At 73.7% G+C, this 13,004-nt stretch carries 10 protein-coding genes; 4 read left to right on the top strand and 6 right to left on the bottom strand.

Annotated elements, in window-relative coordinates; genetic code table 11:
• Positions 1 to 106: 106 nt before the first annotated feature.
• Together OG422_RS11545 and OG422_RS11550 are read right to left on the bottom strand one after the other, a co-directional pair.
• Entirely contained in the window at positions 107 to 739 is a 633-nt protein-coding gene (locus OG422_RS11545; RefSeq protein ID WP_405742482.1) for a hypothetical protein, read from the bottom strand.
• A 370-nt stretch (positions 740 to 1,109) separates the two neighbouring features.
• The gene (locus tag OG422_RS11550) at positions 1,110 to 2,093 is read right to left on the bottom strand and encodes a MurR/RpiR family transcriptional regulator (protein ID WP_405742484.1); all 984 of its coding nucleotides are present in this window, start codon (positions 2,091 to 2,093) and stop codon (positions 1,110 to 1,112) included.
• A 372-nt stretch (positions 2,094 to 2,465) separates the two neighbouring features.
• On the opposite strand from OG422_RS11550, the gene OG422_RS11555 reads away from it, so the two are divergent.
• A complete protein-coding gene (locus OG422_RS11555; RefSeq protein WP_143944141.1) occupies positions 2,466 to 3,872 on the top strand; it encodes a cytosine permease in 1,407 nt (468 codons plus the stop codon).
• Between the two features lie 389 nt (positions 3,873 to 4,261).
• On the opposite strand, the gene OG422_RS11560 is transcribed toward OG422_RS11555, so the two are convergent.
• Positions 4,262 to 5,647 (bottom strand): cystathionine beta-synthase, encoded by a 1,386-nt coding sequence (locus OG422_RS11560; protein ID WP_143944140.1) that lies wholly within the window; start codon positions 5,645 to 5,647, stop codon positions 4,262 to 4,264.
• 185 nt (positions 5,648 to 5,832) lie between these two features.
• Between OG422_RS11560 and OG422_RS11565 the strand changes: the two genes are divergently transcribed.
• The 3 genes from OG422_RS11565 to OG422_RS11575 all read left to right on the top strand — a co-directional run bounded on the left by OG422_RS11565 (position 5,833) and on the right by OG422_RS11575 (position 9,804).
• Positions 5,833 to 6,846, top strand: coding sequence for an SGNH/GDSL hydrolase family protein (locus OG422_RS11565; RefSeq protein WP_405742486.1), 1,014 nt, complete (start codon positions 5,833 to 5,835; stop codon positions 6,844 to 6,846).
• Positions 6,847 to 7,083: 237 nt separating this feature from the next.
• Complete coding sequence (locus OG422_RS11570; RefSeq protein WP_405742488.1) at positions 7,084 to 8,304, top strand: acetyl-CoA C-acetyltransferase; 1,221 nt, start codon at positions 7,084 to 7,086, stop codon at positions 8,302 to 8,304.
• Between the two features lie 564 nt (positions 8,305 to 8,868).
• Complete coding sequence (locus OG422_RS11575) at positions 8,869 to 9,804, top strand: hypothetical protein (RefSeq protein WP_405742490.1); 936 nt, start codon at positions 8,869 to 8,871, stop codon at positions 9,802 to 9,804.
• Between the two features lie 45 nt (positions 9,805 to 9,849).
• On the opposite strand, the gene OG422_RS11580 is transcribed toward OG422_RS11575, so the two are convergent.
• From OG422_RS11580 to OG422_RS11590, 3 genes are all read right to left on the bottom strand, one after another.
• A complete protein-coding gene (locus OG422_RS11580) occupies positions 9,850 to 10,170 on the bottom strand; it encodes a hypothetical protein (RefSeq protein WP_405742492.1) in 321 nt (106 codons plus the stop codon).
• Positions 10,171 to 10,392: 222 nt separating this feature from the next.
• Positions 10,393 to 11,220 carry a Bax inhibitor-1/YccA family protein gene (locus OG422_RS11585; protein WP_405742494.1) on the bottom strand — a complete coding sequence of 276 codons (828 nt, stop codon included), beginning with the start codon at positions 11,218 to 11,220 and terminating at the stop codon, positions 10,393 to 10,395.
• A gap of 201 nt (positions 11,221 to 11,421) precedes the next feature.
• Positions 11,422 to 12,513, bottom strand: coding sequence for a Vms1/Ankzf1 family peptidyl-tRNA hydrolase (locus OG422_RS11590; protein WP_405742496.1), 1,092 nt, complete (start codon positions 12,511 to 12,513; stop codon positions 11,422 to 11,424).
• Between the last annotated feature and the right edge of the window lie 491 nt (positions 12,514 to 13,004).

Raw genomic sequence — 13,004 nt, forward strand, 5'->3', positions numbered from 1 at the left:
GGGCCGCACCGGACCGGGCCGCACCGGGCCGCACCGGGCGCGCACCCGCAGCACCACCGGGTACGCGAGCGCCCCGCGCCGCGCCGCCCCGCCGCGCCCCGTCGCACTAACGCCGAGCCGATCCCGAACCCGATCCCGGTCCCGCCCGGCGGCCCGGGGCGCGCGTGCGGATCCGGGTGCGGGTCCGGGCCCCGCCCGGCGCCGCGTCGCCCGCCGCCAGGCCGGTGGTCCGATGGCCGGGGACGGTGCGGCCCGCGGCGCCACCGCGTACCGCTGCTTCGGTGCGGACCCAGAGCAGGGCGTCGTGGTCCCGTTCCCAGCGGCCGAGCCACAGCGCCTTGGCCCACAGTCCGAGCGCGGCGCCGGACATCAGCAGGCCACCGGCCGCGGGCAGGGCGAACGACGATCCGACGGCGGCCAGGAAGGCGAGCAGCAGCCACCAGCGGTGGGCCCGGCGCCAGGTGCGGAGGGTGACCGCCCGGTCCTGGAGAACGACGGCCCGGCCGGCCCGTTCCGCGCCACCGAGCAGGGCGTTCCAACGGCGGCGGCGCGCAGCGTACACCGCGAACGCCGCGATCACGCCGCATGCGATCCCGGTGAGCACCCCGATCCGCCGCCCCGTCAGCCCCGGCGGCAACGCCCCGATCCCGGCCGCGAGCAGCCCGGACCACCACAGCCACCCGGCCGGTGCCCGGACGATCACCGCCACCCGCGCCAGCCCGTAAGCCCCACGTCCCACGCCGGACCTCCTCACCTCGACCACCGCACGGACGGCCCGGCGCGGTCTCCGCCGCGCACCGGCACGCCCGTACCGTCACACCTGTACCGACACCCCCGTACCGGCCGCGGATCGTAGTAAGTCCGGATGAGGATTCCCTGAGATGGGAGACGGCGGGAGGCCGCGGCACGCCCGTCCCCGGGGAAACGGACCCGGCCCGGGCGGAGCGCCCAACGGCCCCGGCCGCACACCCGAAAGCTCCAGATCGCGCCCCGAAGAACCCAAGGCCACAGGCGCCCGGAACGCCCCCAGCCGCACGCCCCGCCCGGACCCGCTGCCCAGGCCCGGCCCGCACCGGCCCCGGGCACATGCCCCGCGCAGCCCCCGCCCCTCACTCCACGAACAACCCCCGGGCCGCCGCCTTGGCGTCGAACTCCTCCAGGCGGGCCTGGGCGTCGGGCAGGGCGTCGCACATCGCCTCCAGCAGGACGCGGCCCAGGAGCATCGGGGCGCACACCGTGTCGAAGGCCAGGCCGGTGCCGACGGGGGCGGGCAGCAGCAGGTCGGTGTGGTGGGCGACGGGGGCGAAGGCGCTGTCGGCGACGGTGACGACGGTCAGCCCGACGGCGCGGGCGTACTCCAGCGCCTCGACGACCTCGCGCGGATGGCGCGGCAGCGCGAAGCAGAGGAGGGCGCTCGCCCCGGCGCGCACCGCGGCGTCGATGCGGTCGGCGAGGAGGGAGCCGCCCTCGTCGAGGAGGCGGACGTCCGGGTGCACCTTGCGGGCGAAGTAGACGAATCCGGCGGCCTGGGCGGTGGCCGCGCGGAGCCCGAGGACGGGCAGCGGCCGGGACGCGGCGAACAGTTGGCCCGCCCGTACGACCGGTTCCGGGTCGGCGAGGACGGCCGCGAGGTGGCGGAGGTTGTCGATCTCCGCCTGGACCGCCTGCTGGTACTCGTTGGCCGCGGCGATGGCGTCCGGCCCGGTCGGGGCGGTGTCGCGCAGATGGCGGCGGAGCGCCGGGTAGCCGTCGAAACCGAGGGCGACCGCGAAGCGGGTCACGGAGGGCTGGCTGACCCCGGCGAGTTCGGCGAGTTCGACGCTGGAGAGGAACGGCGCGTCGGCGGCGCGGCGCACCATGCAGTGCGCGATGCGCCGCTGAGTGGGCGTCAGCCGCCGCCCCTCGAAGAGCCGCTGCAACCGCGCGGCCGCCGCATCACCGCCCGCCGCGCCGCCCACCGGAGCCTCGGCCGCCGCATCACCGCCCGGAACCTCGGCCGCCTTGACCACACCGGCCACACCGGCCACACCGGCCACCTCGACCGCATCCGTCGCACCGGCCGCACCGCCGCCGTTGTCCCCGTCCCCGCTCATCGCCTCTTCCTCCCGGCCCGGTCGGGGGCCATGTCGTCTACCGGTCGACTCTACGGATACTCGGGCCCCGCGACGCCCCGTACGCCCCGCCGCACGCCCGCCTCGCCCCCGTACGCGCACGCTCACGGCCGTACGCCCCCGGCCGCACCCACCTGGACACACCACCGGGCCGCACCCCGAGTCGAACCGCACGGCACCGGACCGCACCGCACGGCACCACGCACCAGGCCGCACACCGGACCGAACCGCACCGGACCGGACCGAATCGGCGCCCCGCCAGCCCCCTCCTTCACAGACGTCTCACTCTCACCTATTGACCTTCCATTCACTCCACCCTAATCCTGAATGAATTCATACAGGGAGGTGGCGTCCATGGCCGGTGTGGTGGAGAGACGCTCGATCGACGTCGTGCCGGACGAGGAACGGCACGGCAGCGCGTTCAGCCAGTTCACGCTCTGGCTGGGCGCCAATCTGCAGATCACCGCGGTGATCACCGGGGCCCTGGCCGTCGTCTTCGGCGCATCCCCCTTCTGGGCGCTGGCCGGGCTGCTGGTCGGCAATCTGCTCGGCGGGGCCGTGATGGCGCTGCACTCCGCGCAGGGCCCGCGGCTCGGGCTGCCTCAGATGATCACCTCGCGGGCGCAGTTCGGGGTGCGCGGCGCGGTCATCCCGCTGGCGCTGGTCATCGTGATGTACATCGGCTTCTTCGCCAGCGGCACGGTGCTGGCCGGGCAGGCGGTCGGGGAGCTGACGCATCTCGGCGACACCACCGGGATCATCCTGTTCGCGCTGGTCACGGGCGTCGCCACGACCGTCGGCTACCGCCTGATCCACACCCTCGGCAGGATCGCCGGGCTGGTGTGCGCGGTCGCCTTCGTCTACCTCGGCGCCCGCCTCCTCCAGCACGCCGACCTCGGTGCGCTGCTGCACCCGCACGGCTTCGGGCTGCCCGTCTTCCTGCTGGCCGTCTCCCTCTCGGCCTCCTGGCAGCTGGCGTTCGGCCCGTACGTCGCCGACTACTCGCGCTATCTGCCGCGGCATACCTCGACCCGTGCGACGTTCTGGTGGACGCTGTCCGGTTCGGTGCTCGGCGCGCAGTGGTCGATGACGTTCGGCGCGCTGGCCGCCGCCGCCGCGCCCGCCGCGTTCGTCGGGCACGAGGTGACGTACATCGTGGGCCTCGGCGGCACCGGGCTGATTGCGTCGCTGCTCTACTTCGTCATCGCGCTCGGCAAGCTCACCATCAACATCCTCAATACTTACGGCGGCTTCATGTCGCTGGTGACCGGCGTCAGCGGCTTCCGCACCCAGCGCACCCTGTCGCCGCGCGCCCGCGCCGCGTACATCTCCGGGATCATGGTGGCGGGCACCGTCGTCGCGCTGCTGGGCAAGGATTCCTTCCTCGCCGCGTTCAAGGACTTCCTGCTGTTCCTGCTGACGTTCTTCACGCCGTGGTCGGCGATCAACCTCGTCGACTACTACCTGATCTCCAAGGAGCGGTACGACATCCCCGCGCTCACCGACCCGCGCGGCCGATACGGCGCGTGGAACGGCACGGCGCTCACGGTCTACGCGGTCGGCGTCCTGGCCCAACTGCCGTTCCTGGCCACCGCGTTCTACACCGGCCCGCTGGTCGCCCCGCTCGGCGGCGCCGATCTGTCCTGGATCATCGGCCTGCTGGTGCCCGCCGTGCTGTACGGGGTCCTCGCCCGGCGCGATACAGGTCGGATCCTGGCCCCGGCCCCCGCGGAGGAACCGGCTCCGGCCACGGCGGAGTGAGGGGCGTGGGGGCCGCCGCACCCCGGCCGTGGCCGGGGTCGGGACGACGGCGGTCCCCACGGGGGACGCGTTCCGGGCCAGGGCCGGAGGTGGCGTCCCGGCGAAGCCGGAGGTCCGGGAGCCGCTCCGGAGTTCCGATCGCCGTGATCAGTAATCTGCCGGACCCGTGTGAAGCCCGTGCTGCGTCCACGTGACGCATACGTACATCTTGCGCGGCGGGGCGACGGCGGGGCGACGGCGTGCCGTACGCCGGAGGGCCGGGCACCGGCCGGGCGACCGCGCGGCCACGTACCGGCCTGGCAGCCGACCGGCCCTGAGCGCGCACCCCCGACCGGTCCCGGGCCGCCGGCTCAGGCACCGGCCTCCGCGTCCTCACCCCCGGGAAACCGTCACTTCCCGGCCTCGCGCGCCAGGAACGCCAGCAGGTCCTGGCGGCTGACAACGCCCTTCGGCTTGCCCTCGACCAGGACGATGGCGGCGTCCGCGCCCTCCAGGACGGCCATCAGGTCGGCGACCGGCTCGCCGGAGCCGACCTGCGGCAGCGGCGCCGACATGTGCTTCTCCAGCGGGTCCGACAGCGAGGCGCGCTGGGCGAAGAGGGCGTCGAGCAGTTCCCGCTCGACGACGGAGCCGACGACCTCGGCGGCCATCACGTCCGGGTGCCCGGCGCCCGGCTTGACGATCGGCATCTGGGAGACGCCGTACTCGCGCAGCACCTCGATCGCCTGGCCGACGGTCTCCTCCGGGTGCATGTGCACCAGCGACGGCAGCGCGCCCTCCTTGTGGGCCAGCACCTCACTGACGGCGGCGCCGCCGCCCTCCTCCAGGAAGCCGTAGTCGGCCATCCATTCGTCGTTGAAGATCTTCGAGAGGTAGCCGCGGCCGCTGTCCGGCAGCAGGACGACCACCACGTCGTCGGGCCCGAGCCGGGAGGCGACCTCCAGGGCGGCCACCACGGCCATCCCGCAGGAGCCGCCGACCAGCAGCCCCTCCTCCTTGGCCAGCCGCCGGGTCATCTGGAAGGCGTCCTTGTCCGACACCGCGACGATCTCGTCGGCGACGGTCCGGTCGTACGCGGTCGGCCAGAAGTCCTCACCGACGCCCTCGATCAGATACGGCCGCCCGGAGCCGCCGCTGTAGACGGAGCCCTCCGGGTCGGCGCCGACGACCTTCACCCGGCCGTCGCTGGCGTCCTTCAGATAGCGGCCGGTGCCGCTGATCGTGCCGCCGGTGCCGACGCCCGCCACGAAGTGGGTGATCTTCCCGTCGGTCTGCTCCCACAGCTCCGGGCCGGTCGTCTCGTAGTGCGAGCGCGGGTTGTTCGGGTTGCTGTACTGGTCCGGCTTCCAGGCGCCGGGCGTCTCCCGCACCAGCCGGTCGGAGACGTTGTAGTACGAGTCGGGGTGCTCGGGGTCGACGGCGGTCGGGCAGACCACGACCTCGGCGCCGTACGCCCGCAGCACGTTGATCTTGTCCGTCGAGACCTTGTCGGGGCAGACGAAGATGCACTTGTAGCCCTTCTGCTGGGCCACGATCGCCAGCCCCACGCCGGTGTTGCCGGACGTCGGCTCGACGATGGTGCCGCCCGGCTGCAACGCGCCCGACTCCTCGGCGGCCTCGATCATCCGCACCGCGATCCGGTCCTTGACCGAGCCTCCGGGGTTGAAGTACTCGACCTTGGCCAGGACGGTCGCCTGGATCCCTTGGGTGACGTTGTTGAGCCGCACGAGCGGGGTGTTGCCGACGAGCTCAATCATCGATTCGTAAAACTGCACGGTGGTCTCCGCGGTCGGGGGCACGCTGTCCTGCGCCCATCACATCAGCCTATTGCCCGCCCGCCTGCGGGGCCGCCGCGTTGCGTTCGGTGCGCTACGGGGCAACAACCTGTTGTACGAGTTCCCGGCGCGCGCCGATCCGGTACGGAGCGCGCCGACGCACTGCACGGGGAGGTGCCCGGCCTATGCCGATGACGTTGTCCAGGGCGAGGGTGGCCCGGCGGATCGCCACCGCCGCGGCATACGGCGGCGGTGGGGTCGGCCTGCTCGGTGTGGCCGCCGCCGGGGTGCTGCTGACCGAGATGCGGCTGGCACGCCGCACGGTCGGCGGCTCCGGCGACACCCCGCCGTGCGCCGACGGCCGCTACGGCGCCGCGTTCGGCCACGGCACCGACCGGACGCCGCTGCGGCTCGGCTTCCTCGGCGACTCCACCGCGGCGGGCCAGGGCGTGCGCCGGGCCCGCGAGACGCCGGGCGCGCTCCTCGCCTCCGGCCTCGCCGCGCTGTCGGAGCTGCCGGTCGACCTCCGCAACGTCGCGCTGCCCGGGGCGCAGTCCGACGATCTGGAGCGCCAGGTCGGCCTGCTGCTGGCGAACGACGCGCCGGTCCCGGACGCCTGCGTGATCATAATCGGCGCGAACGACGTCACCCACCGGATGCCGCCGGCCCGCTCCGTACGCCTGCTGTCGGACACGGTCCGCAGGCTGCGGGCGGCCGGGAGCGAGGTCGTCGTCGGGACCTGCCCGGACATGGGCACCATCGAGCCGGTCTACCAGCCGCTGCGCTGGGTGGCCCGGCGACTGTCGCGGCAGCTGGCGGCGGCGCAGACCATCGGCGTGGTGGAGAACGGCGGCCGGACGGTCTCGCTCGGCGATCTGCTGGGCCCGGAGTTCGAGGCCCGGCCACGGGAGCTGTTCGGCCCGGACAACTACCACCCGTCGGCGGAGGGCTACGCCACGGCCGCGATGGCGGTGCTGCCGACGCTCTGCGCGTCGCTGGGCCTGTGGCCGGAGGGCGAGCGCCCCGAGCCCGCCCGGCACGAGGGCGTGCTGCCGGTCGAGCAGGCGGCGGTGGAGGCGGCGTCCGAGGCCGGTACGGAGGTCACCTCGGCCCGCGCCCCCTGGGCCCTCCTCAAGCACCGCAGGCGCCGCCGCATCCCGGCCCCGGAGGAGACGGACCGGCCACCGGTGGCGCAGTGACGGGGCGCCGCGGGCGCCGCACCCGCACCCGCACCCGCACCCGCACCCGCACCCGCACCCGCACCCGCATAAGCATCCGCATAAGCAGCCGCTTAGAAAAGAGTCCCGCATCACAGCGCGCACCCCGTGACCTCCGCGGTACGTACCGGTAACTTCCCTGACAGTCCCCGCCCTCCCGCGCCCGACGAGGCCCCCCGGGTCTCGCGCCGCCGCACGTTACGACCCCATGGAGCCGTGATGCCCGAAGCCGTCATCGTCTCAGCCACCCGCTCCCCGATCGGCCGCGCCTTCAAGGGCTCGCTCAAGGAGCTGCGCCCGGACGACCTGACCGCGAAGATCATCGAGGCCGCGCTGGCCAAGGTGCCCGAGCTGGACCCCAAGGACATCGACGACCTGATGCTCGGCTGCGGGCTGCCCGGCGGCGAGCAGGGCCACAACCTCGGCCGCATCGTCGCGGTGCAGATGGGCATGGACCACCTGCCGGGCTGCACGATCACCCGCTACTGCTCCTCGTCGCTCCAGACCTCCCGGATGGCGCTGCACGCGATCAAGGCGGGTGAGGGCGACGTCTTCATCTCGGCGGGCGTCGAGACCGTCTCGCGGTCGGTGAACGGCAGCTCGGACGGCATGCCCGGCACCCACAACCCGCTGTTCGCCGACGCCGAGGCGCGCACCGCGGCCCGCGCGGAGCAAGAGGGCGCGGGCTGGCACGACCCGCGCGAGGACGGCCTGGTCCCGGACGCGTACATCGCGATGGGGCAGACGGCGGAGAACCTCGCCCGACTGAAGGGCGTCACCCGCCAGGACATGGACGAGTTCGGCGTACGGTCGCAGAACCTCGCCGAGAAGGCCATCGCGGCCGGTTTCTGGGAGCGGGAGATCACGCCGGTCACGCTGCCGGACGGCACGGTCGTCTCGCAGGACGACGGCCCGCGGGCAGGCGTCACGCTGGAGGGCGTGCAGGGCCTCAAGCCGGTGTTCCGCCCCGACGGGCTGGTCACCGCGGGCAACTGCTGCCCGCTGAACGACGGCGCCGCGGCGCTGGTGATCATGTCCGACACCAAGGCGCGCGAGTTGGGCCTGACCCCGCTGGCCCGGATCGTCTCCACCGGCGTTTCCGGCCTCTCCCCCGAGATCATGGGCTACGGCCCGGTCGAGGCCAGCAAGCAGGCGCTGCGGCGGGCCGGTCTGTCGATGTCCGACATCGACCTGGTCGAGATCAACGAGGCGTTCGCCGCGCAGGTCATCCCGAGCTACCGGGACCTGGACATCCCGCTGGACAAGCTGAACGTCAACGGCGGCGCCATCGCCGTCGGCCACCCCTTCGGCATGACCGGCGCCCGCATCACCACCACCCTGATCAACTCCCTCCAGTGGCACGACAAGCAGTTCGGCCTGGAGACGATGTGCGTGGGCGGCGGCCAGGGCATGGCAATGGTCATCGAGAGGTTGAGCTGAGTTGTAGCGGAGGGTAGGGGTCGCCCGACGAAGGAGGGCGGCACCTGCCCGCAGCGGAAGCGAAGCGGAACGTGACCATGAACGCGCGCGGCTGAGCTGAGCTGAGCCACAGCGACAGCGACAGCGACAGCGACAGCGACAGCGACAGGGTGCGCGGGAAAACGGGAGGTCAACTCCCCGTTCCCGCGCACCCTTCGTCGTCGTACGGGCACGCTCGGCAAGCGGGCGTGAGGTGGGTCACCCGGTGACAAGATCGCGACCCAATCGCCGCCAGGATTGTGACCAACGCCCCGCCGGAGAGGGGTTTTTGCAGGTCAGCCAGGGGCCACTCGTGCGTACGAGGCCCCAAGCCCCCACCATTTCGGGACAAAGCGCACTGGGACCGGTCGCCGTCGACCGGCAGGCTGAGGTAGAAGTCGAAAGACCTTCTGCTATGGGGAGTACACCAGTGAGCGAGCGCAGCGAACCAGGCAAGGCCGCCTCCGCGGCCGTCGGCCGGGGCCGGGCCGTCGACAGGCGGGTGCCCGGCGGGTCCGGGGCCGCGGAGCGACGTGGGGAGGGCGCATGAACGTCATGAACCTCGTCCTGCTCCTGGCCGCGGCGAGCGCCGTGGCGGTGGGCGCCGCGGCGCTGCACGCCGTCCGGGGGCTGCGCCGTCAGCTCGCCGAGGTGCGCACGGAGCTGGTGACCACCCGCGAAACCCTCTCCGCCCGCGCCGACGCGGTCTGCGCGATCCCGGCCGCCCGGCAGACGTCTGCCGAGGCGACGCCGCTGGCAGACATACGCGCGGCGGTCGCCGACGCCCTCGCCGAGGAGCGGGAGCGGGAGCTGGCCGAGGCGCGGGCGTTCTGGGCCGCACAGGAGGCCAGGGACGCCGCGGACGCGCCGTCGCTGCTCGGCGGGGTGCCTGGCATCGGCGACGAGAGCCCGCTGGACCCACGTGATCTGCCGGACGCCGACCGGTTCGACGCCCGGCCGTTCCTGCCGCGCCAGGCGGACCTGGCCGGTCTGGAGCCGCTGCTCGGCCCGGAGACGCTGGAGCCGTTCGCCGCGCCGGAACCCGCTCTGGAGTCGTCGGACGCGCTGCGGGCCGCCGAGTGGGAACCGGCGGAGGAGGGCGAGTCGGCGGAGCTGGCCGCGGCCCGTCGCCGGCATCCCTCGCACCCGGACTTCACGCCGGTCGCGGCGGTCACCGACCACGAGCGCACGGTGGCGCGGCTGGAGGAGCTGGCCGAGCGGAGCGTGCCGCTGGCCGACGTCCGCCCGGGTCCGCTGGGCACCCTCGACGTCTATGTCTTCACCGACGGCACCACCCTCTGCCTGACGCCGGGCCACCGAGAGACGTCCGAGAGCGTCGCCGAGGCGCTGCGGGACGGTCACGCGCCCGTGCTGCTGGGCGGTTCCGCCATCGCCGGTGCGTACGCCCTGACGTTCGCCTGGGGCGAGGCCCGGCAGGAGAGCGTCTACATCCTGGCCGACCGCGTCATCGCCTCGCTCTGACCGGCCGTCGGCGGCGCACCCCAGGCTCCGCCGCCACGGCCCGCGCTACCAGCGCCGCGCCGTCTCCCCGACCCGCGCCACGGCCTCCGCCACATCCCCGGCGGAGGCCGTTTCCGCGTTCCGCAGGGCCTCGGCGAGGTCGTGCCCGGCGACGGCGAACTGGTCGCCGACCGCGAACAGCCCCGCGTCGGGCAGCACGTACGGCTCGCGGTCCGGGCGCTCCAGGCGCTGGGCGCGGGCGGTCAACTCCCTCGCCAGGGCGAGCGCGTCGGCCGCCGCGCCCCGGCGCAGGGTGCTCTGCGGCAGCGAGCGGAGGCGGTCGGCGAAGGCGTCCACGGCGTGGACCAAAGGCGTTACGTCAGGCACGGCGCGAGCCTATGCGACGGCGCACGGCGGCGCGCACGCCCGTCGGGGGCGGTCCGGCGGGACGGTCGGCGGGGGCGGTCGGCGGGTGGCGCGCCGCGCCCGGTGGCCGCCGGGCCGCCCGGGTCCCGCCGCCCCCGGGGAACGCCGAAGCCCCGCGGATACCCACGGGGCTTCGGGATGGCGCGGTCCGGCGTACGGACCGGGCGACGGGATGACGGCGCGTCAGTCGCGCAGGATCGAGATCAGCCGCAGCATCTCCATGTAGATCCACACCAGGGTCACGGTCAGGCCGAACGCCGCCAGCCAGGACTCCTCGCGCGGCGCGCCGTAGGCGATGCCGTCCTCGACCTGCTTGAAGTCCAGCGCCAGGAACAGCGCGCCGAGGACGACGCCGACCAGGCCGAAGACGATGCCGAGGCCGCCGCTGCGGAAGCCGAGGCCGTCACCGCCGCCGAACACCATGAACAGGACGTTGACCAGCGACAGCAGCACGAAGCCCATGGTCGCGATCATCAGGAAGCGGGTGAAGCGGGCGGTGACCCGCACGATGCGCGTCTTGTAGGCGATGAGCATCGTGACGAAGACCGCCATCGTGCCCAGCACCGCCTGCATCGGCGCGCCGTTCATGTTCGGCAGGCTGTTGAGGTTGCCGCTGAGCGCGCCGAGGAAGACACCCTCCAGTGCCGCGTACGCCAGGATCAGCGGCGGCGACGGCTTGCGCTTGAAGGACTGGACGAAGCCCAGCACCATCGCGGCGATACCGGCGCCGATCGCAAAGCCGAGCTGCTCCGTCAGATACAGCCAGCCGACGACGGCGCCGACGACGAGCGTGCCGAGGGTGAACGCCGTACGCATGACGACGTCGTCCATCGTCATCGGGCGGGTCTGCGGCGTGTGCTGCGGCGCCTGGGTGGTGGTCTGCGCGTACGGGTTGGCCCCGGCGTACGGGTCGGCTCCGACGCCCCCGGCCTGCGGCGGCGCGTGGAAGCCCGCGTGGCCGGTGTCGCGGCTGAACCCCCGTCGCGAGAAGACCGGGTTGCTGCTCCTCATCCTCACTCCTCCATGGCCGCCCTGCGCGACCTCGCCACAAGAGTAATAGCTTGGCAAAGACGCGGGGCTACTTCCTGAGCACGATTTCCCCCCGTCCGTCGGGGGCGCACCTACACCACGAGGAGTACGAACGGCCCCCCGCGATCGTGCCCGGCCCCGGCGGCGGGAACGCCCGGGACCGCCGCCGGGCCGGATGCCGTCTCAGTAGCGCAGCAGGGCGGCGACGTCGTCGGTGCAGCGGGTCGGCGGCAGGATCTCGCTGAAGGACGCGTCGCCGAGGACGGCGGCGCGCAGCAGCAGGAGCGGCGCGGGCGCTTCGAACACCGTCGGGTCGTCGCCGAGGGCCGCCCGATCGGTGGCCAGGGCGCGGGGGTTGCGCTCCGAGGCGAACAGCCGGACGTCCTGGGTGCCCGTGGGCGGCGCCATGTAGAGGGTGTCCACCCGGCCCTCGGCGAGGGCTTCCTTCACCGCCGGGATGCCCTGGAGGGCCCGCCCGCCGGCGAGCGCCTCCTCCAGTTGCCGCAAGGCGTCACGGTGGGACTCGGCCGAAATCTCGTGGAGCGCGGCGTCGGTCGCCTCGCGCAGCGCCGCGCGGGCCTGGGCGTCGGTGCGACCGCCGCCCACCTTCACCAACCGCGCCGACAGCGGCTCCAGATGGTCCCGCAGCAGACCGAACGCCTTCGGGTCCCCGGCGACCAGCACGACCTCGGCGCCCACCGCGTCGACGGCGGCGCGCACGTCCTGCGCCGCCTGCTCGGTGTTCTCGGACCAGACGTTGACGGTGCGTCGGTGGAACGACGCCTGCGCCTCGGCCCCGGCGCGGACACGGGTGAGGTGCAGGGTGCTGCCGTTGAAGGTGCGCCGGAAGGACGGTTCGTGCGCGGCGGCCGGGTACCCCTCGACGTCGGCGCCCTCCCGGTCGACCGCGACGACCACATGGGGCACCTGGTGGTCGCGGTCGAAGGCGAGGAGCAGCGGGTCCGGCAGCGGTGAGGAGAGTGCCAGGTCCGACGCGGGCGGCTCGGTCAGGGTGTAGGCGCCGAGGAGCCGCCCCTCGGCGGCGAACAGCGCCTCGCCCTGAGGACCGGGCAGGTCGGGCACGCCGCCGACCGTGGCGTCCAGCGCTTCGAGCGTCGCGTCGTCCGCACCCTGCTCGGCCAGCGTGCGGCGCGCGGTCCGCCAGCGGGTGGCGATCCGCTCGTCCGCGTCCGGCACCGCGCGCGTGGTGTCGAGGTACACGGAGGCGACCGGAGCCCCCTCCGTGTAGAGGGGACGCAGGAAGGAGAGTTCCATGCCGTAAGCCACCATCCTCAGTACGCTCAAATCCGACAAATAGCAACAATACGCATGGCTGGCACGACTCCCGGAACCCCGACGCCCCGGCACCACGGGCCACACCCCGGATGGGCCGCCCACCCGGAATCACCGGGCGGGCGCCGCCGCCTCCGCGGGGCGCGACGACGGCCGGCGGGCACGCCCGGAAGGGGCGCGCGGCAGGTCTTCACCAGGGGTACGAAATCCGGTCGGCGGGGCGGCGAATTCCCCGGAACGAGCGAATGCGAAATACCACGGAACGCGCCCGGGAAATCACCCACCGACACCCTCCGGCCCGTATTCCGGGGCCGGATCGCGGCACGGAGACAAACCCTTCACGGCGCCGCGTGACCCTACGGATTCGTACGGTGACGAAAAGGCCGACGGGAAGGAAGGGGCACCCCGCAATCGCCCGCCGCATTTCCCCGGGGATCCCGTCCGGTCCGTCCGGCCGAGCGAGGGTGACGCGC

It is taken from the genome of Streptomyces sp. NBC_01525 (assembly GCF_045040405.1).
Lineage (GTDB): Bacteria > Actinomycetota > Actinomycetes > Streptomycetales > Streptomycetaceae > Streptomyces > Streptomyces benahoarensis.

Bases quoted from the DNA above. Each gene is read 5' to 3' on its own strand.
- OG422_RS11565 (WP_405742486.1), top strand. From the start codon at position 5,833: ATGCCGATGACGTTGTCCAGGGCGAGGGTGGCCCGGCGGATCGCCACC.
- OG422_RS11570 (WP_405742488.1), top strand. From the start codon at position 7,084: ATGCCCGAAGCCGTCATCGTCTCAGCCACCCGCTCCCCGATCGGCCGC.
- OG422_RS11590 (WP_405742496.1), bottom strand. From the start codon at position 12,513: ATGGAACTCTCCTTCCTGCGTCCCCTCTACACGGAGGGGGCTCCGGTC.
- OG422_RS11575 (WP_405742490.1), top strand. From the start codon at position 8,869: ATGAACGTCATGAACCTCGTCCTGCTCCTGGCCGCGGCGAGCGCCGTG.
- OG422_RS11555 (WP_143944141.1), top strand. From the start codon at position 2,466: ATGGCCGGTGTGGTGGAGAGACGCTCGATCGACGTCGTGCCGGACGAG.
- OG422_RS11550 (WP_405742484.1), bottom strand. From the start codon at position 2,093: ATGAGCGGGGACGGGGACAACGGCGGCGGTGCGGCCGGTGCGACGGAT.
- OG422_RS11585 (WP_405742494.1), bottom strand. From the start codon at position 11,220: ATGAGGAGCAGCAACCCGGTCTTCTCGCGACGGGGGTTCAGCCGCGAC.